The 18,569-nt window shown below is 61.4% G+C and carries 15 protein-coding genes; 5 read left to right on the forward strand and 10 right to left on the reverse strand.

Going from position 1 to position 18,569, the window contains the following annotated elements:
* Complete coding sequence (locus tag CCICO_RS05820; protein WP_018019722.1) at positions 1-873, reverse strand: endonuclease/exonuclease/phosphatase family protein; 873 nt, start codon at positions 871-873, stop codon at positions 1-3.
* 235 nt (positions 874-1,108) lie between these two features.
* Here CCICO_RS05820 and CCICO_RS05825 point away from each other — a divergent pair, with 235 nt between their 5' ends.
* From CCICO_RS05825 to CCICO_RS05835, 3 genes are all read left to right on the forward strand, one after another.
* A complete protein-coding gene (locus CCICO_RS05825) occupies positions 1,109-2,743 on the forward strand; it encodes an alpha-glucoside-specific PTS transporter subunit IIBC (RefSeq protein ID WP_018019723.1) in 1,635 nt (544 codons plus the stop codon).
* A 99-nt stretch (positions 2,744-2,842) separates the two neighbouring features.
* Positions 2,843-3,616, forward strand: coding sequence for a MurR/RpiR family transcriptional regulator (locus CCICO_RS05830; RefSeq protein WP_018019724.1), 774 nt, complete (start codon positions 2,843-2,845; stop codon positions 3,614-3,616).
* Positions 3,613-4,071, forward strand: a complete 459-nt coding sequence (locus CCICO_RS05835; protein WP_156809856.1) for a hypothetical protein — start codon at positions 3,613-3,615, stop codon at positions 4,069-4,071. The genes CCICO_RS05830 and CCICO_RS05835 overlap by 4 nt, the downstream gene beginning before the upstream one ends.
* A gap of 49 nt (positions 4,072-4,120) precedes the next feature.
* Here the strand turns inward: CCICO_RS05835 and meaB are convergent, their stop codons facing one another.
* From meaB to CCICO_RS05850, 3 genes are all read right to left on the reverse strand, one after another.
* The gene (gene meaB, locus CCICO_RS05840; RefSeq protein ID WP_018019726.1) at positions 4,121-5,221 is read right to left on the reverse strand and encodes a methylmalonyl Co-A mutase-associated GTPase MeaB; all 1,101 of its coding nucleotides are present in this window, start codon (positions 5,219-5,221) and stop codon (positions 4,121-4,123) included.
* Between the two features lie 239 nt (positions 5,222-5,460).
* On the reverse strand, positions 5,461-7,707 hold the full coding sequence (gene scpA / locus CCICO_RS05845) for a methylmalonyl-CoA mutase (RefSeq protein ID WP_018019727.1): 2,247 nt from the start codon (positions 7,705-7,707) through the stop codon (positions 5,461-5,463).
* Positions 7,708-7,714: 7 nt separating this feature from the next.
* Positions 7,715-9,550: a methylmalonyl-CoA mutase family protein gene (locus tag CCICO_RS05850; protein ID WP_018019728.1), complete on the reverse strand. Its 1,836-nt coding sequence runs from the start codon at positions 9,548-9,550 to the stop codon at positions 7,715-7,717.
* Between the two features lie 500 nt (positions 9,551-10,050).
* Between CCICO_RS05850 and CCICO_RS05855 the strand changes: the two genes are divergently transcribed.
* Positions 10,051-10,785: a TVP38/TMEM64 family protein gene (locus tag CCICO_RS05855; RefSeq protein WP_018019729.1), complete on the forward strand. Its 735-nt coding sequence runs from the start codon at positions 10,051-10,053 to the stop codon at positions 10,783-10,785.
* A 102-nt stretch (positions 10,786-10,887) separates the two neighbouring features.
* The gene (locus CCICO_RS05860; protein ID WP_018019730.1) at positions 10,888-11,466 is read left to right on the forward strand and encodes a hypothetical protein; all 579 of its coding nucleotides are present in this window, start codon (positions 10,888-10,890) and stop codon (positions 11,464-11,466) included.
* A 96-nt stretch (positions 11,467-11,562) separates the two neighbouring features.
* Here the strand turns inward: CCICO_RS05860 and CCICO_RS05865 are convergent, their stop codons facing one another.
* From CCICO_RS05865 to CCICO_RS05890, 6 genes are all read right to left on the reverse strand, one after another.
* On the reverse strand, positions 11,563-12,792 hold the full coding sequence (locus CCICO_RS05865) for an SPFH domain-containing protein (protein ID WP_018019731.1): 1,230 nt from the start codon (positions 12,790-12,792) through the stop codon (positions 11,563-11,565).
* An 8-nt stretch (positions 12,793-12,800) separates the two neighbouring features.
* Positions 12,801-13,232: an NfeD family protein gene (locus CCICO_RS05870; protein WP_026161450.1), complete on the reverse strand. Its 432-nt coding sequence runs from the start codon at positions 13,230-13,232 to the stop codon at positions 12,801-12,803.
* A gap of 26 nt (positions 13,233-13,258) precedes the next feature.
* A complete protein-coding gene (locus tag CCICO_RS05875; RefSeq protein WP_018019733.1) occupies positions 13,259-14,092 on the reverse strand; it encodes a DUF3097 domain-containing protein in 834 nt (277 codons plus the stop codon).
* Between the two features lies 1 nt (position 14,093).
* Entirely contained in the window at positions 14,094-15,206 is a 1,113-nt protein-coding gene (locus CCICO_RS05880) for a ferrochelatase (protein WP_018019734.1), read from the reverse strand.
* Positions 15,207-15,373: 167 nt separating this feature from the next.
* Positions 15,374-17,077 carry a DIP1281 family NlpC/P60 protein gene (locus CCICO_RS05885; protein WP_018019735.1) on the reverse strand — a complete coding sequence of 568 codons (1,704 nt, stop codon included), beginning with the start codon at positions 17,075-17,077 and terminating at the stop codon, positions 15,374-15,376.
* An 811-nt stretch (positions 17,078-17,888) separates the two neighbouring features.
* Positions 17,889-18,374, reverse strand: coding sequence for an Rv1476 family membrane protein (locus CCICO_RS05890; RefSeq protein ID WP_018019736.1), 486 nt, complete (start codon positions 18,372-18,374; stop codon positions 17,889-17,891).
* Positions 18,375-18,569 lie beyond the last annotated feature (195 nt).

Genomic DNA, 18,569 nt, shown 5'->3' on the forward strand with positions numbered 1-18,569 from the left:
TTAGGCAGTGAGGTGACGGGGCGAGGCACCGCAAGTGGGTTCAAGCTCCACCACGATGCCGGAGTGATCGGATAGTGCCTCGGCAGTGGTGTCAGGAAATACCACGCTGTGGCGCGTGGCTTCTACGCCGGGGCTGGTGAAGACGTAGTCGATGCGTAGCGCCTGCTCATTGTCGTCCCAACCATGGATGGTGGTGTGCACCGTCGCCTCTCCGTGTACCTCTCTAGCCTGGTAGAAGCTATCGGACCACCGACCCGAGCGCATCACGTAGTCATAGCCGCCACCGTTGAGGCCTGCGGGGACGTTGAAATCGCCGCAGAGCACAACAGGCGCGATGTCGACAAGGCGATCGAGCGAGGAAGAAACATGTCGCCACTCGCGGGCGAACATGGTGTCTGTATCATCACGCCACCATGAAAAGTGGGAAGAAACCCACCACAGCCCGGCACTACGCACCGCAAGCGAGGCGCGGCGGCGCACATCCTCATAATCGAAGCCTCCGCCGTGGCTGAGCTGAATGGCCTCGGTGATTTCGTGGCGAGAAATCACCGCCACACCCTCGTCAAAGACTCCGAATCCGAGATGCACTGGAATCCAGCTCCACTGCCACGGAATCTCGGGGGCAAGTTGGTGCAGCGCACGAACCAGCAGCAGGGCGTAGTTATCGCGGTGGACCGGAATGGAATCTAAGGCGCCGTCGGCGCTGACCCACCCAGGCAGGTCTGCAGCTGGGGGCATACAGCGTGACTGGTTGACTTCCTGCACAGCGATGATGTCAACGTGCTCGTCGACAAGCATGCGCGCGAGCGTGTACAGCTTCGGAATCTGCATTTCTTCCATCCAGCTGTGCGTGTTGAGAGTGAGAACCTTCATGGGGCTTCCTAGCAAAAAGAGGCGCACTAATAGCGGTCGATATCAGTCTAAAAAGCTGAGCATGCCAGGTGGAAGGTGATGGCTGCTCCAAAAACTGGAGTGTTCTCCAGCTGGAGCAAAAGTGCTTCTCAGGGGGTTAAAGAAGAACTATGAATAGAGACAAAGCTTAATACACACACGCAGCGCGCTGTGCCCGCACCTGGCGCTGCGCCCCGAAGGAAAGGGACGAGAAACCATGATGGAGAAAGTCCAGAGGTTCGGCTCAGCCATGCTGGCGCCGGTCCTCATCTTCGCTTTCGCCGGCCTTGCGGTCGGCTTATCAATCATTGCGCTGAATGAAGACTTGGCCGGTGGGGTCGCCGCGGAAGGAACGTGGTGGTGGTCCTTCTGGACCGTGTGGCAATCCGGCGCGTGGACAGTCTTCAATCAAATGGAGCTACTCTTCGTGTTGGGGTTGCCTATCGCTTTGGCAAAAACAGCCAATGCCCGCGCCGTTCTGGAAGCAGGAATGGTGTATCTCACCTTCCAATACTTCCTTAGCTCGATCTTGGAGAATTTCGGCGATAAGCTCGGCGTCGACTTCAGCGCCGAAGCCGGCGGCACCTCTGGATTGAAGGAAATCGCCGGGATCAAGACCCTCGATACGGGTATCTTCGGCGCAATCATCATTTCCGCCATCGTTGTCTGGCTCCATAACCGCTACTTCAACACCAAACTCCCGGACTTCCTCGGCATCTTCCAAGGCACCCAATACGTCTACGCGCTCGGGTTTTTCATCATGATCCCCGTAGCCCTTCTGACTGCCTTTATCTGGCCCAGCATCCAAACCGGTATCGCCAGCATGCAGGGATTCTTTATCTCCTCCGGGGTGTTTGGCGTGTGGCTTTACACCTTCATGGAGCGCATTCTCATCCCCACCGGCCTGCACCACTTTATCTACACCCCGTTTGTCTTCGGCCCGGCTGTGGTCCCTGATGGAATCACCAAGTATTGGGTGGCACACCTCAACGAGTATGCGGCATCCACCGAATCGCTCAAGACGCTGTTTCCCTCTGGTGGTTTCGCGCTGCACGGCAATTCGAAGGTGTTTGCCCCGATCGGTATCGCCGCCGCCTTCTACACCACGGCCCGTCCCGAGCGCCGCAAGGAAACCCTCACCCTGTTGGTGCCCGTGTGCTTGACTGCCATTCTCATTGGCATCACCGAGCCGTTGGAGTTCACCTTCCTATTTGCCGCCCCCATCCTCTTTGTTGTACACGCCCTGCTGGCCGCCACCATGTCCGCGATCATGTACTCCTTCGGTGTGGTGGGCAACATGGGCGGCGGTTTGATCGACTTCGTGTTCCAGAACTGGATCCCCTTATGGTCGAACCATCACACCACCTACATCGCGCAGATTCTCATTGGTGTGAGCTTTACGGGGATTTACTTCGTGCTTTTCCGCTTCCTCATTCTCAAGCTAGATTTGAAAACTCCCGGCCGTGAAGCCGATGGCGGGGACGTGAAGCTGTATTCGAAGAAGGAATATCGTGAGATGCAGGCTGCCAAGAAGGCTGGGAAGTCCAGCGGCGCTGGCGCTGAGGCCAGTGCCGAGCCGGTGGCGGATGATACCTATAGCCAGCGGGCGCGTGCTTTCCTTGCCCTGTTGGGCGGGCCTGAGAACATCACTGATGTCAATAACTGCGCCACCAGGCTGCGGGTTTCTGTTGCCGATGCCGAGCTAGTTTCGGATAATGATGCCGACTTTAAAGACGCCGGAGCTATGGGCATCGTGCGTAAGGGCCGAGCCTTCCAAGTGATCGTAGGCATGGATGTCCCCCAAGTCCGCGACGCCTTCGAAGCGATGGTGACAGACAGCGCCTCTGCCTAATCTCATGTAGCATTCGCCCGCGTGGTGCCGGGGTTCATGCCGGAGCTCACAGCACCAGGCGCGGCTATGCCTGTGGGGCTGGGCGATACACTGTGAGCTATGAATCTGGCGGAGCACGTACAAAGAATCGATCTGCGGCTGAGCGCCACGGAACGCGATGTGTTGGCCTTCATTTTGGCCGAGCAGGAGTTCGTAGCGGACGCCACCTTAAGCGCAGTCGCGCATCGTGCTTTTACGTCTACCTCAAGCGTGATCCGCCTGACCCAAAAGCTCGGCTTCGCCGGTTTCGCCGAGCTGAAGTTCTTTATTAAAAACTCCCTCGCCCACATTCCCACGCCCTCCGAGGATCTCGTCGGCGTGCTGCGCTCGGATGTTGAGGCCACCTTGGACACGATGGATAGCACGGATCTCTCCGAGATTATGGCGTGGCTTGCAGGGGCGCGCACGCTCTATTGTTTCGCTACCGGCTATGCGCAGCGTTTAGCCACAGAGGAGTTTGCGAAGTCCTTGATCTCCAGTCGGCGCTACACCGTGGTGCTGCCGACAGTCAACGAGTTCAGTGCCTCCACCGCCGTCATGGGGCCGGAAGATATGGTGATTATCGTCTCGCTATCGGGCGCCACCGAGGGCCTAGAGGAGATCCTGCGCGAGGTGACGCTTCGCGGACTTACGGTACTGCTCATCGCAGCCCGTAGCGACGGCTATATCTCTCACTACGCTGATCGCACCCTCACCTATACCTCGACTCCTACGATGACGAGTATCCAAACAGGCCTCCACCATTCCTTTGTGGGACTGAACGTATTGCTCGATTATCTTGCCCGAAGCCTGATTGTGTTTAACGAACAGCAACTCGAAAGTAGACAACCGTGAAATCTTTTTTCGCCCTCTTTAAGGATTACCGCCGGTGCGCGATGTTTCTCTTCTGGTACTGGATCATCAGTGCTGTCGGCTATCTGGTGTATCAAACGCTGGTGACTGTCCAGACGGGGATGAGCTTGGAGGACGTGCTCAATGATCCCAGCGTGGCACTGGCCTTTGTGGCCAGCTGCGTGGTGATCATCATGGCGGCGCTGCTGCGTGTGGCAGAGTCGGAAAACCTCCACACGCTCCGTGTCTACGCGATCTTTTGCACGGCGCATCAGCTGCTCACCGGCAATCTTATTGGCTTCATTCTCGCCTATGTGATCGTCTACTACCAACCCAAGCCCGAGGGTGAAGATTTCGCACCTACCCGCAAACCACTGATGATTGGCGGCATGGTGCTCATTGGGCTCACACTCGCATTGTGGCTGGTGGCCCAATTCAATCGAATGATTGGCGGCTAGGGCACGCTATACGTGAGGGCCGCCGCTTATCGACGGCCACCTCCCTGCCCTAGTCGCTGGCGCCGTCGAAGGCCTTCAGGATCCGTTCAGCGGCGAGAGTCGGGGTGATCTGTCCCTGCTTGAGCTGAGACTCCACCAGTTGCCGTGTGTCTTGCACCTCGGGGTTGGTATTGAGCCGCTGCAGAATCGTTTCGTGCACCATCTGCCACATCCAGCCGACCTGCTGGTCGCGTCGAAGCCGTTCGAAGGCGCCGGTCTCGCGCTGGCACTGGTGGTGTTGCTGAACAATGTCCCAAAACTCAGTGATGCCGGTATCTTCCACCGCAGACATCGTGATTGTGGGCGGATGCCAGTCGTCATCCTCCGAGCGCACCATGCGCATCGCAGCAGCCAGCTCACGGGCGGCGCGCTTGGCGTTTTTCTTATTTGCCCCATCCGCCTTATTGATAGCCACCACATCGGCCATCTCCAGCACACCCTTTTTGATGCCTTGGAGCTGATCGCCCGCTCCCGAGAGCGCTAAAAAGGTAAAGCAGTCCACCATATTGGACACCGCTACCTCACTTTGGCCCACGCCGACGGTCTCTACAATGATGATGTCGAACCCAGCGGCCTCAAACACCACCATCGATTCCCGGGTGGCCTTCGCCACCCCGCCGAGGGTACCCGCGGAGGGCGAGGGGCGAATAAATGCATTGTCCTGGGCCGATAGCTTAGCCATGCGGGTCTTATCGCCCAGAATCGAGCCGCGGGTTTTGGTGGAGGACGGATCTACGGCCACCACCGCTACCTTGTGGCCCTCATTCACCAGCTTCATGCCGAGGTTTTCGATAGTGGTGGACTTTCCTACCCCAGGTACGCCGGTGATGCCGACCCTTAAAGCGTTGCCACTGAAGGGCAGCAGTTTGACGAGTAGTTCTTGGGCGAGCACCCGGTGGGCTGCCGCGCTCGATTCCAGCAGGGTGATGGCGCGCGCGATCGCGGTGCGCTCGCCGCTGCGGACGCCGTCGAAAAGCTCCTCGACATTGATACGGCGGCGTGCCCTTTTCACCTTCTCTGGGGCCACGGCGGTGGCGGTTCCAAGATCGGTTCCGGCCGTGGTAGTCAGCGATCCGAGGTTATCCTCGAGGTATTCGCGCGTGCCCTCCATGATTAGGTGCTCCCAGCCTTTCGTCGATGCGGAATTGTCCTTATCTTCCCATTGTGCCTGAGAGCGTGTGTTCATGAGCCCAGATGGGGTTGATCCCCGTCACCACCGGCCGCAAAAGGTCTCAGGCTCCGGGCTGAGGATGCCTCACCCCACACGCAAAGCGCCCCGTGCACTCCCTCGAAGACTCTCAGGGGGCGTGCACGGGGCGGCATGTGCTCGGCGGTGCCGGCGGCGGAGACTTAAGCCTCTGCGGCGGCGTCCTCCTTCGGATCGGGAAGATCGAAACCGAGATCAGCGGCGAGCTTTTGCATCATATCGATGGCAGAGTCTGCGATCACGGTGCCGGGCGGGTAGATCGCGGCCGCGCCGTCATCATAGAGCTCTTGGAAATCGCCGGGCGGAATCACGCCACCGACCACGATCATGATATCTTCGCGGCCGAGCTTCTTCAGCTCCTCCTTCAGTGCTGGAACCAAGGTGAGGTGACCGGCGGCGAGGGAAGACACGCCCACCACGTGCACGTCGGCATCCACCGCGGCACGGGCAGCCTCGGCCGGAGTCTGGAACAGCGGTCCCACATCAACGTCCATTCCGAGATCGGCGTAGGCGGAGGCAACCACCTTCTGGCCACGGTCGTGGCCGTCCTGGCCCATCTTGGCAATGAAGATACGCGGGCGGCGTCCCTCCTCTGCCTCGAAGGCATCGGCCATTGCGATGGCGCGCTGAACGTTAGACACCTGGCCTTCCTTTCCGACCTCGTCCTTGTACACGCCAGAAAGCGTGCGGATTTCGGCCTCGTGGCGACCGAAGACCTTCTCCAGCGCCATGGAGATCTCACCCACGGTGGCCTTGGCGCGGGCCGCATCCACCGAGAGCTTGAGCAGGTTGAGGGAGAGATCCCCCGCAACCTTTTCGTCCTCGTGGGCGGCGGCGTAGGTCAAGGCTTCGAGGGCCTTGGTGACAGCCTCTTCATCGCGGTCGGCACGGAGACGCTCGAGCTTGTCCAGCTGCTCCTGGCGCACGCGCGAGTTCTCCACCTTGAGCACCTCGATCTGCTCATCCTCGGCCACTACGTATTTGTTCACACCGATGAGGGCTTGACGGCCGGAGTCGATGCGAGCCTGAGTACGAGCAGCGGATTCCTCGATGCGCAGCTTCGGAATACCCTCGGCGGTGGCCTGAGCCATGCCGCCGGCGTCTTCCACCTCTTGGATGTGCTTACGGGCGCGGTTGGCGAGCTCGTTGGTGAGCCACTCGATGTAGTAGGAACCAGCCCAGGGATCCACCGGGCGCACAGTACCGGACTCCTGCTGCAGCAGCAGTTGGGTGTTACGAGCAATGCGGGCGGAGAAGTCGGTGGGCAGCGCCAGCGCCTCGTCGAGGGCGTTGGTGTGCAGCGACTGGGTGTGACCCTGGGTGGCGGCCATGGCTTCGATGCAGGTACGCGGCACGTTGTTGTACACGTCCTGAGCAGTCAAAGACCACCCCGAGGTCTGGGAGTGGGTACGCAGCGACTGGGACTTCGGGTTCTTCGGATCGAACTTAGCCACCAGCTCGCTCCAGAGCAGACGACCAGCACGCAGCTTTGCGATCTCCATGAAGGTGTTCATGGAAATGCCCCAGAAGAAGGACAGACGCGGTGCGAACTTGTCCACATCAAGCCCCACGGCTTTACCGGCGCGGATGTATTCCACACCGTCGGCGAGGGTGTAGGCCAGCTCCAGATCGGCGGTCGCGCCGGCCTCCTGGATGTGGTAGCCGGAGATAGAAATCGAGTTCCAGCGCGGCATCTTCATCGAGGTGTACTCGAAGATGTTGGAGATGATGCGCATGGACGGCTGCGGCGGATAGATGTAGGTGTTGCGGACCATGAACTCCTTCAGAATGTCGTTCTGAATGGTTCCGGCCAGCTGTTCCGGCTTCACGCCCTGCTCTTCGGCAGCGACGATGTAGAGAGCCAAGATCGGCAGCACGGCCCCATTCATGGTCATCGACACCGACACGCTCGAGAGGTCAATGCCTTCGAAGAGCTGACGCATATCGAGGATGGAGTCGATGGCCACACCGGCCATACCCACATCGCCCAGCACGCGCTCGTTGTCGGAGTCATAGCCACGGTGCGTGGCAAGGTCGAAAGCCACCGATAGACCCTTCTGGCCGGCTGCCAGGTTACGGCGGTAGAAGGCGTTCGACTCGGCCGCTGTGGAGAAGCCGGCGTATTGGCGAATGGTCCACGGCTGGTTGGTGTACATCGTGGGGTACGGACCGCGCATGAAAGGCGGCATACCGGGGAAGGAATCCAGCGGGTGCGCCGGGGTGTCGTTGACTGCCTCATCGCGGTTCTCACGGGTGAACACGCGGGCAACATCAATGCGCTCCGGGGTGGCCCAGACCTGCTCCTCGCCCTTGATCTCGTCTACCTTGCTGGCCGCTGTGGCGGCCTCGGGGGTACGAGCAACATCAGCGAAATTTGGGATGGTGGTCATTGTCTCCTCACGCTCCCAGCTTGTCGAGCAGCTCGGACAGGGTGCCGGCCGCATCGATGGTCATGTTTACGTAGCCGTCCGGCTGAGCTTCGGCATCGGCGAAGGACTTCTCCGCACCGGCCAGCAGAATCTCCTTCACACCGGCCTCGCGCAGGGCCTTCACGGCCTCTTCGCCGGAGGCGGCATACTCCTGGTCGGTACCGCAGATCACCACGATCGGCGTGGCCTGCGCGGCGGCGGTGAACTCCTCGGTACCGGGCTCAACCTGGCCCGGGTTGAGGGCCTGGATGCCGCCGGTGGCGAGCAAGTTGGTGGTGAAGCCGGTGCGCACATTGTGCTTGGCCAGCGGTCCCAGCGGGATCAGACCGATCTGCGGGCGCTCACCCTTGGCGGCGAGGAACTCGTCCGAGCGGTCGCGCAGGCGCTCAAACTCGGCGGCCCAGCGGCGAATGCCGGGGGTGGCGTCGCGCTTTTCCGGGGGCAGAGGTGTTTCGGCGAGATTCGGGAACTCGTTGATGCCCGTGACCTTCTTGCGGCGGTGAGCCACATCCACGCGAGTGATCTCGGCTTGCTTGTCCAGCGCGGCTTGCACGGTCTCGGTAGAGGAGGCAAAGCCGCCCTCGCCCTCGATCGTGGTGAAAATCTCCCATGCGTGATCCGCCACTTGAGCGGTGAGGGACTCAACGTAGAAGGAACCACCGGCGGGGTCGATCACATGCCCCAGGTGCGACTCCTCCAGAAGTAGCAGGTTGGTGTTGCGGGCGATACGGTGAGCAAAGCCGCGGGAGGCATTGGGCATGCCCCCGGGCACGGCCGCGTCAAAGGGAAGCACCTCGATGTCTTGGGCGCCACCAACACCGCCCGCGAAGGCGGCCACGGTGACACGCAGCATGTTCACCCACGGATCGCGCTGGGAGAACATCACCGGGGCGGTCACTGCGTGCACCACAGCCGAGCCTGCCTCGGGCACGCCGATCACCTCGGCAACGCGGGCCCACAGGGTGCGCAGAGCACGCAGCTTGGCGATCTGTGCGAATTGGTCGTCGGTGACAGCAACGCGGAATGCGATCTGAGCGAGGGCGTCTTCGGCCGAGAGCCCGGCGTCGACAAGCGCACGCAGGTACTCCACACCGGCGGCAATGCCATAGCCGATTTCCTGGATATCGCTGGCGCCCTGATTGGACAGAGGAACGGTATCGACTAGGATCGCGCGCACCGAACCGGGGCGCTTAGAGGCAGCCACCGCCAGCTCCACAGCCTCATCTAGGTCGATGGTTTCGGAGCCATCGTAGGGGGCGGTCAGCGGAGCCGCGCCGAGATCAATGGTGACCCCTGCGGCAACGTCCTCACCGGCGTCGTCGATGAGCCGGTACAACGCAGAAGCCGCGGCGGACACCTTGGCGCCGGAGTTGAGGCGAATGGGGGCCAGATCCAGCAGCACGCCATCAAGGGTGTTTTCCAGATCGGTGCCATCGATGATGAGGTGGGTGGTGCCCACACGCAGAGCGTGCAGGATGTCCTTGTTAGCGGTCTCGCCCTCGAAGGACTCGGCCACTCCCCAGCCCTCGCGGGCATGAGCGGTCTTATCACCACGCAGGTACGGGAAGTGTCCGGGGGCCGCGGCCTCCGCGAGCTCATCGGCCCGGTTATACAGCGGCTTGATGTCTACATCGTTATAGGTGGCCTTCACCAACTTCTTCCACACATCGAGTGGAACGTCGGCGACATCTTTCTTCTGTACCCGTGCGAACACTTTGGCTACTGCCTTGTGCCACGCGTTCTCCATCTCCGAGTAGTTCTCGGGAAGATCAGCGTTGGGGGTACCGGACTGTGTATCAGTCACAGTGAACCTTCTCCCTTGTCGAGCCGACCGCATCCGCAGCCTCTGGCACCCGCCACACCCACAGGGTGCGCACGAAGCGGCGCCTGAGTGGCACGCACGGGCCGACTCTTTAGCTTGATATTTGTCGCAGAAAATATTCTCTTCGAATCGTGACGCCTCCGAGTTGCTTCACACGCCCCGCGGGAGGAGCACACTCGGTGGGCCTTCTCCCTAGTCGCAGTGCGGGAAGTGTGTCATGCGCGGCGGTCGAGGTGAGTGGGATGCTCACATCCCGCCGCCGTGTCCGGAAACGGTCACATTCACCTACCTAGTGTAGTGCCAAGCCGTCGACTCATGTGAAGATTGCCGACGCGTGGCCAGCCTAGCCCGCGCACACGTGCTCAACTGCACGGATTCATACTCACCAATGTGGGTAGCAAAGCAACACCGCCCTGTTGGTTTGCCCACATCGGCCGTGGCCACATGGGCGGAATCGGGCGCGGACGCTATGCTCATGGCCCATGCACCGCCTCTCCACCGCCGTCCGCCGCACGTACGACAGTCTGCGCGGCATGGGGCGCGGTTTTGTCGCCCTGCCGCGAAGCCGGCAGCTCGCCGTTGTGGTGTTAATCCTCGCCGTGATCGCGGTGCCGCTCGTGGTGGATGTTCCCAGCGCCGAGCAATGGCGCAGCTGGAGCGAGACACTCGGACCTGGGTTCGTCTTCGCCTTCGCGGGCATCTACATTGTGGCCACCCAATTTCCTATTCCCCGCACCGTGTTCACCCTCGCCAGCGGGGTGCTCTTCGGCCCCCTCGTGGGCATGGCGGTGGCGCTGGGATGTACCACCGTCTCGGCGTGGATCTCATTGAGTCTGGTGCGGGCTTTCCTCAGTGATTGGATCCGGCCCCATCTCACCCACCCAGCTGTGGCCACCATCAACACCCACTTGCGTCGCCGCGGCTGGCTGGCCGTCACGAGCCTGCGGATGATCGCCGGGATCCCCTTTTCCATCCTCAACTACGTGGCCGCCCTCTCTGAGGTACCGCGGGGTTGGTTCACCCTCGCCACACTCATCGGCTCGGCGCCGGGCACCATCGCAACCGTGGTGCTGGGCTCGGCTCTGAGTCACGGCGGCGACGCCCGCATGGTGATGATCACCATCGCACTGCTCATCTTGGGCTGCACGGGAATGCTTATCGACGCCCTCCTCCCCGTCAGACCACCCTCCCCGCCACAGGCTCAGCCTTCGGTATAGTCTACGTTTAGGACTTGACTTAAGGGGCGCCCGCACAGGCCACAGCTATCGTGGCTGGTGGCGTCCCCCTTCCCCGTTACAGCCGCTTGAAAAGGGGTCTGAATGTTTGCTGTGCATGCCCGCTACCGGGGCCGCTCCACCCACCGCGCTGAATTGGTGGCCCGCTCCGCCGAGGCGCTTTCCACCTTGGACGGTGTGGGCCGCTTCGATGTTTTAGGCGTGGAGGATATTTGCGCGGACATCGAATCTGCCCGGGCTACCACCGATACCGCCATGGCACTACTCAGCGCCGGCGAGTGGGCGGTGTCCATCGGGGTGACCCCGCTGTCGAATGACCCCCAGCGAGTCCGGGCGATCGCCACCGGCGCGATGCCGCAGCGGGTCCGAGCGGGTACTGTGAAGGCCCACATCTCAGCGCCCGGGGTGGACACGGCTGATACCACCGAGGACATCATCGCTGTGTTCGCTCTACTCAATCACGTCTTCTCCAAGCGCACTCTCGAAGGACGCGAGGCCACCGCCCTCGTGCGCCAGGGTCTTAACCAAAACGAGGCAGCTGAGGAGTTGGGCATTTCTAAACAAGCGATGTCACAACGGCTGCAGGCGGCGGGATGGTTGGCGGAATCTGCCGGCTGGCAGCTGGCGGTGCATGTGCTTCAACGCGCAGACTCACTGGCCTAAGCCCGCAGGTTTCATTGCAGTATCCGTAAAATTAGGCGATCCCCGCGTGCCGCTGAGGCGGACGTTCGCGGGGATCGTATTCGTTGTCTGGGCCTTTTAGGCCTGCTGTGGCGGGGTGTCTACCGAACGCTCCGGCAGCGGATTCGGGGTTGTGTCTAGAGTCTGCCGAGCAGCCTCTGCAGCGCTGTCGTGAGCGGACTGCTCGATAGAGCGGGCGGGATCGGAGTTGTCCACCGGCTTGTTGGCCACGGCGTTGGCGGCGGCTACCGCTGCGGCGATCTCTGGGGCGGACTCGGTATTAAACCAGTCCTCGTCCTCATCCACCTCAGCGACGCGCTTGGTTTCCTCATCCACACCAGTGGGCTCGTAGCGGAACACGCCTTCCTCGTCCTTATTGGCAAAGGACTTGGCGAAGCGTTCGAGGGAATCGCCGAACTGGGCCGGGATCATCCACGTGGTGTTGCCCTTGCCCTCGGCGATCTTCGGCAGCTTCTCCAGATACTGGTAGGCCAGCACCTCGGGGGTGAGCTTGGAGGCCTTGACCGCGGCATTCACCTTCTGGATAGCGCGGGCTTCACCTTGGGCACGCAGATAGGTGGCTGCTCGTTCACCCTCTGCCTTAAGCATCATGGCCTGGCGTTCAGCCTCTGCCCCCAGGATGGAGGCGTGCTTCTCACCCTCGGCGGCGAGGATCCGAGCCTGCTTCTCACCCTCGGCAGTCTTGATGTCCGCCTCACGCTGGCCCTCGGCAGTCAGGATCATTGCACGCTTCTCGCGCTCCGCCTTCATCTGCTTTTCCATCGATGCTTGGATCGACGGTGGCGGATCAATAGCCTTCAACTCCACGCGGGAAATGCGCAACCCCCACTTGGTGGTGGCATTGTCCAACTCACCGCGAAGGCGACGGTTAATCACCTCACGGCTGGTCAGCGTCTCTTCCAAGGTCATGCCGCCGACCACGTCGCGCAGCGTGGCCACGGAGATTTGCTCCACACCCACGATGTAGTTGTCCACGCCATAAATGGCGCGATCGGGCTCGTTGATCTGAAAGGTCACCACCGTATCGATAGCCACGGTGAGGTTATCTTGGGTGATCACGGCCTGCGGCGGGAAGGAGACCACGCGCTCACGCGTATCGACCTTCGCCCGGACCTTATCCACGAAAGGAATGAGGAAGCCGATACCTGGATTGATGGTTTGGGTGTATTTACCCAGCCGCTCCACCACAGCGGCGGAGCCCTGGGAGACAATCACGATAGAGCGGGCGATGGCAACCGCGATAAACACGATGACCAGAACGCCCAAAGTAAGGGGGAGATAGTCCATAACTATGGTTAGCTCTCTTTCCACACAACGGCAGTGGCGCCGTCAATTCGGAGGACATGAACGGTATCGTCCGGCTGATAGGACTCGGAGGAGTCCACTGCACGAGCGGACCATAGATCGCCATCGAGGCGAATTAACCCTCGATGCACGTCCACCGGCTCCACCACCTGGGCGGGACGGCCGGCGAGTGCGGTGAGGGAATTGGTTGACGCAGACGAGGAGCTAAGCATCTTCTTGCGCAATACAGGCTTGACAAAGAAGAGCGTGCTTATTGAAACCACTGCGAACACGATGAGCTGCACCCACAGCGAATCCGTTATCAGCCCAGAACCTGCAGCGGCCAGAGCCCCAGTTCCGAGCATGAGAAAGGTGAGCTCGCCGACAAACATTTCGATGCCGACGAGCGCTATGCCTGCGATTAGCCAAAGAAGTGCACTCACGGTGACCAGAATACGTGAAAATGCGGCTAGCTGAGGTCTTCCTTAGTGAGCTCAGGGACGGTGACGAAGTCTACGAGCCTTTCGACCGCGCCGATCAGGCTGGAGTCGAGATCGCGGAAGCTTGTCACCGCGTGGTACACCCGATTCCACCCCTCGCGCGGATCGGACCAGCCCACCCTACGGCAGATGCCTTCCTTCCAATCCTCCCCGTAGGGCACCTCCGGCCACGCCTTCAAACCAAGGCGCTCCGGCTTCACCGCTGCCCAAATATCCACATAGGGATGGCCGGTGACAAACACATGCGGTCCCACCCGTTCGGTGAGGCGGGTCTCCTTGGAGCCGCGCACCAAGTGATCGGCCAGCACCCCGATCCGGCGGCCTGGCCCAGGCTGGAACTCGGCGAGCCGCTCCTCGAGATTGTCCAGGCCCTCGAGGTATTCCACCACGACTCCCTCCACACGCAGGTCGTGACCCCACACCTTCTCTACGATGGCGGCGTCGTGAATACCCTCTACCCATATGCGCGATGGTGCTGCCACCTTTGCCTCAACATTGGCTACCTTGCGGGAGCCGGAGTTCGAACGCTGCGGCCCAGTGGGGGCCACATAACGACGAAGGCTTACCCGCTGGCCCTCAACGAGAAAGGCCCCGGGCCGCAGCACGAACACCCGCCGAGTGCCGCGCCGGTCTTCCAAGCGCACGACATCGCCCTCGACGGCCTTTTCATAGCCCACGATCGCACCGACAAAACCGGTGGCCAGCACCTCCACCACTTCCCCAGGCGGCAGCGCCAGCTCGGGATATTGAGGCTTCGCGCGGGAGGAGTGGCCGGAAAAAATATCGGAAGAATAGCGCGACATATCAGCCCTTTGCTTCGGCGGAGTGAGTTGCCGGGCGCCCGGGCCGTGACGAGGGGCAGCACTCGGGTGAACAGGGGGTGCCGTTAACGCCACAGCCATAGCTGGGCTGCTCGCCGAGCCGCTGCGGCTTCTCGTGGCCACGGGCCTCAAGGATCAACTCCATGATCATTTGCACGAAGCGCGCATTGTGGCCCACCGAGGCTGCCCGGTACACAGACACTCCCCGCTCGGCGGCGGCTGCGGCCAGCTCGGTATCGAGATCCCAGATCACCTCGATGTGATCGGAGACAAAGCCAATGGGAAACACAATGAGCTCGCGCTCGCCCTGATCCGCCAAAGCCTCCATGTGATCGACGATGTCTGGCTCCAGCCAGGGAATGTGGGGAGCACCGGAGCGCGATTGCCACACCACATCCCAGTCGCTCACTCCGATTCTGTCAGCTACGAGGCGGGCTGCCTCCGCTATCTGCTGGGAATACAGCGAGCCGTCCTCGGGCCGCCCCGAAGCGGCATCGGCGGCGGTGGGAATGGAGTGGGCGGTAAAGACCAACCGTGCGTGGGGATGATAGCGCACCAGCGGCTCCACCTCATCCACAGCGGCCTGGATGAAGGTGGGGTGATCAAAGAAGTGACGCAACTTGGTGAACTCGATCTGCGGCAGCCCCTTCTCGGCGAGGTGCCGACGCACCCGCGCGATGTCCTCGTGATACTGCTTGCAGCCGGAATAACCAGCCCAGGCGCTCGTGGCAAAGACGAAGGCGGAGCGCACCCCGTCGGCGGCCATGCGCTCCGCGGTGTCCTCGGCAAAGGGATGCCAGTTCCGGTTACCGAAGTACACCGGCAGATCCCAGCCGTGGGCTGCCAAGCGCTGCTCCAAGTCCTGGATGATCTCTCGGTTTTGCTCATTCAGCGGGCTCACGCCATCAAAGTGGGCATAGTGCTCGCCTACCTCCACTAGCCGCTCATCGGGGATACCGCGACCGCGGGTGACATTGCGCAAAAAGGGCAACACATCATCAGGGCCCTCGGGGCCACCGAAGGAAAGAACGAGCAGGGCGTCTGCCTCAGCGACAGCGTCCACTGGGGTGTGATCAGCAGAACTGGACGAAATCATAGAAAAATACCCTACCAACCCTCACCTCCACACCGTGCGGGTGCACGGTGCGAGGATCGGCTGGCAGGGCAATGATAGAAACGCATCGACGCCGCCCAGGCTGTGGCCGTGATGGTGCGGTGATGGGCCACGAGGGCGGCGTCGATAAGCGCTCGAGAGTGCTCTAATTAGATCAGGCGAACCACATAGGGGCTCATGCCGCCCCAGCGCACCGGGGACTTCTTGACATAGGAGCCGGACTGCGGCGCCTCGATCATCATGCCGTCGCCCAGGTAGATGGCCACGTGGTGCTGGGCGGTGGTGCCGTAGAAGATGAGGTCGCCGCGCTGCATCTGCGAGGGGCTCACCTTAGTGCCACGCTGGTACTGGTAGCCGGAATAGTGCGGCAGGGAGATGCCCACGCCTGCGAAAGCGTAAAGCGTCAGACCGGAGCAGTCGAAGCCCACCTTGTTGTAGTCGCCGTGGGCATCGGCTACGCCGCCATCGCGGATGCCGAGGGTCGGGCCGTTGGCATTGCCCCCGCCCCAGGCATAAGGCACGCCCAGCTGGCTTTCGGCGCGGGCAATCACAGCCTCGATCTTCTGCTGGCGGCTGCCAGAAACGACCTCGGAGGCCTCCTTGCTCACGTCCTTATCGGTAGTGGTCTTGTTCGTCTTCGGCGCGGTGTTCTCACCAGAGACAGCAGCGACCGTAGTGGCATCCGCGTCCTCATCGGTGGGATAAGGATTATCCAAAGCGGTGTGATCCGGCTCGTTCGCGGCCACCACAGCCTCGGCAGCCTCCTGGGAGGCGCGCTGAGCATCCTCGCGGGCAGACTGAGCCTTTTCCTCATCCTTGGCGGCAGCCTCAGCCTCGCGCTTGGCTGCCTCAGCGGCCTCACGCTTCTCCTCGGCGGCCTTACGCGCCTTTTCACGCTCCTCCGCCCGAGACTTCTCCGCTTCCGCGGCAGCCTTGGCGGCGGCTTCGGCCTCCTTGCGGGCCTTTTCTTCCTTGGCGCGACGCTCCTCAGCGGCCTTGCGCTCTTCCTCCGCCTTGCGCTGGCGCTCCTCTTCGGCGCGCTGGTACTCCTCGTACTCCTCGCGCTGAGAATCCAGCTCCTCGGCGTGGCCACGCGCGGCGTCGAGACGCGCTTGGGCCTCGGCCTGCTCGCGCATCAGGTCGGAGCGGCGAGCCTCCGCCTCTTCGAGGCGCTGAGAGTTCTCGTCAATCCGGTCCCGGGCCTGCTGCTCGGCGTCCTCGGCGGCGCTGAGCTGTTCATCGGCCTGCTGGCGGGCTTGGCGAAGCAGGGACTCGGCATTGGCCTTAGCAGTACGCAGTGCATCCAGGTTACGGATCGCCGTCTGCTGGTCCTCCGCCCGCTGACGCAGGTAGGTCAAACGGTCCAACGCATCGTCGGACGTGGAGGATCCGACGAGGTCGTTGAGGGAGGAAGGAGCCGCCGAACGGCGGTAGGCCGAACGAGCGATCTCATTGAGCAGCTCTTGGGCCTTGGCGATGTCCGCCTGGCTGGCGTCGAGCTCCTCGCGGGCGGTCTGGGCGTGCTGGCGGGATAGCTCGGCCACTGCGCGGGCATCCTGCAGATCCACCAGAGCCTTATTCACGGCCTCGCGCAGTGCGCCCATCTCATTTTCGATTGCGGAAATGGACTCTGCGGCCTCGGCCACGGTATTCGCCAATTGGGCGACACTCTGCGAGGAGGAATCGACGGCGCTCTGGGCGTCCGCGATGGCCTCATCGGATGGATTACTCGGCGCGGCGTGGACGGACGTCGAAGCCAGCACACACACAAGCGAGGAGGAAACAAGCGTCATCAGCGCACGGCGTGCGCGCCGCCGAGAGGTTCGACCTCGGTGCTCGGTAGACGTGGCCACAAATTCTCCTTAGGCGCTATCAAAAACTAGATCAGTGCAACTGCTATCGCTGTCGGCCATCGGGCGTTGACACGCTCATCCGATAGTCGCTACGGCGATAGAGGTGCGTCGCGCCGCAATCGCTACCGACTGGGCTTAACACGTGCCACGCGCGCACCATCTGCCAGCTATGTGAGCACCACGCCTAGGGCGGTCGTCTTCATCTGCCGTTTCTTCTCGAGCTCTCCATCCACCACTGGTGCCGCAGCTATCCACGGGCAAAAGCAAGCTTCCCCACGTGCTCTTCGTTGTGGTTACTGCGTCTCGCTGTACGGCAACTCCGCGAGCACATACTGCTCGGATGCGGATCTAGGCGCGTAGTGAAGACAACACCGATCTGTGAATCATGTGGAACTCGATATGAAAATATCCCGCCGCTCCGAGCACAAGCCTCGAAGTGACGAGCCGACCATGCTTTCACCACTTTGGCGCCTAAAGCGACCGTGAAGATGAAGCATCCGGTGGCGTCTGAAGGTGACTAGCGTGGAGCAAGTTCCTCATGGGACCCAGCACTACTCACGAGCTGACATTGGAAACACTAGGGCACATGTAACCCCAATAACCAGACATTCCACTTCAGTCACACGAGTAAAGCTCAGCACCATGACGTTACGGGCGGCTCACCTGCACACTTAGCTTTACCAAAACGAAATGTGAGTTTCCTCACTTAGCGAGTTATTTCGGCGTGTCACGCTGCGAAAAGACCCGCCGGGCGTGTTCGAACTTCGAACACGTCTGAACGGCGGGTTTAATATGGTCTAGCCTTTAGGCTTTACTGACGGTGAAGCCTCTTGCTCCATCGAACGCTAAAGACGGTCGCCGCAGCCACCAAAGCCAGCGTCCCCACAGCTAAAGGTACAGCCCCCACACTTGACCCAGGCAGGTCTTCCACTACAGAACGTGCTCCGGCGACGTAATCGGTGGTGGTGGCGAGGGTGTACTGGACGCTTTCAATATCAGCGCGGGCATGCTCGCGCGAAACCACTGCGGCACTGCCGGGGGTCCGTAGCATCATCAGATCCGAATCCATTGCGTCAGCTGCCGCTTGCGCAATATCGCGCTCATCTCCATTGCCCGGCTGCTTCGCCCCCAAAACGATGATCCCCGGATGTTCGTACCCTTCAGCCTCGGCCTCGTCGATGACCTCCACAAGCTTGGCATTGAGCGCGTCATTTCCCTCGTGCTCATAGCTAAAGGCCACCCCATCCTCCTCGAGCTGGGAAATGATGGAGGCCATATCTATAGAACTCGGAATCATGGACGCTGTATCGCTTTCTTGCTTATCGACGCTCACTCGCTGCCTACTCGGGCGCTAGCGCGATCGGCGCGAGCCATTGTCCAATGAGTCTAATGCACCGCCCACCCCTGTCCGTATGGCGCGCGGCAGGCATATATACCGCCTGATTTCTTTGCTTACACGCACCCCAATCAACCTCATTCTGGGCCCTAAGCG

The organism is Corynebacterium ciconiae DSM 44920 (assembly GCF_030440575.1).
In the GTDB taxonomy this organism is placed as follows: Bacteria; Actinomycetota; Actinomycetes; order Mycobacteriales; family Mycobacteriaceae; genus Corynebacterium; species Corynebacterium ciconiae.

Coding starts and splice junctions, on each gene's coding strand:
- CCICO_RS05820 (WP_018019722.1), bottom strand. CDS start 873: ATGAAGGTTCTCACTCTCAACACGCACAGCTGGATGGAAGAAATGCAG.
- CCICO_RS05825 (WP_018019723.1), top strand. CDS start 1,109: ATGATGGAGAAAGTCCAGAGGTTCGGCTCAGCCATGCTGGCGCCGGTC.
- CCICO_RS05830 (WP_018019724.1), top strand. CDS start 2,843: ATGAATCTGGCGGAGCACGTACAAAGAATCGATCTGCGGCTGAGCGCC.
- meaB (WP_018019726.1), bottom strand. CDS start 5,221: ATGGAGGGCACGCGCGAATACCTCGAGGATAACCTCGGATCGCTGACT.
- scpA (WP_018019727.1), bottom strand. CDS start 7,707: ATGACCACCATCCCAAATTTCGCTGATGTTGCTCGTACCCCCGAGGCC.
- CCICO_RS05855 (WP_018019729.1), top strand. CDS start 10,051: ATGCACCGCCTCTCCACCGCCGTCCGCCGCACGTACGACAGTCTGCGC.
- CCICO_RS05860 (WP_018019730.1), top strand. CDS start 10,888: ATGTTTGCTGTGCATGCCCGCTACCGGGGCCGCTCCACCCACCGCGCT.
- CCICO_RS05865 (WP_018019731.1), bottom strand. CDS start 12,792: ATGGACTATCTCCCCCTTACTTTGGGCGTTCTGGTCATCGTGTTTATC.
- CCICO_RS05875 (WP_018019733.1), bottom strand. CDS start 14,092: ATGTCGCGCTATTCTTCCGATATTTTTTCCGGCCACTCCTCCCGCGCG.
- CCICO_RS05880 (WP_018019734.1), bottom strand. CDS start 15,206: ATGATTTCGTCCAGTTCTGCTGATCACACCCCAGTGGACGCTGTCGCT.
- CCICO_RS05890 (WP_018019736.1), bottom strand. CDS start 18,374: ATGATTCCGAGTTCTATAGATATGGCCTCCATCATTTCCCAGCTCGAG.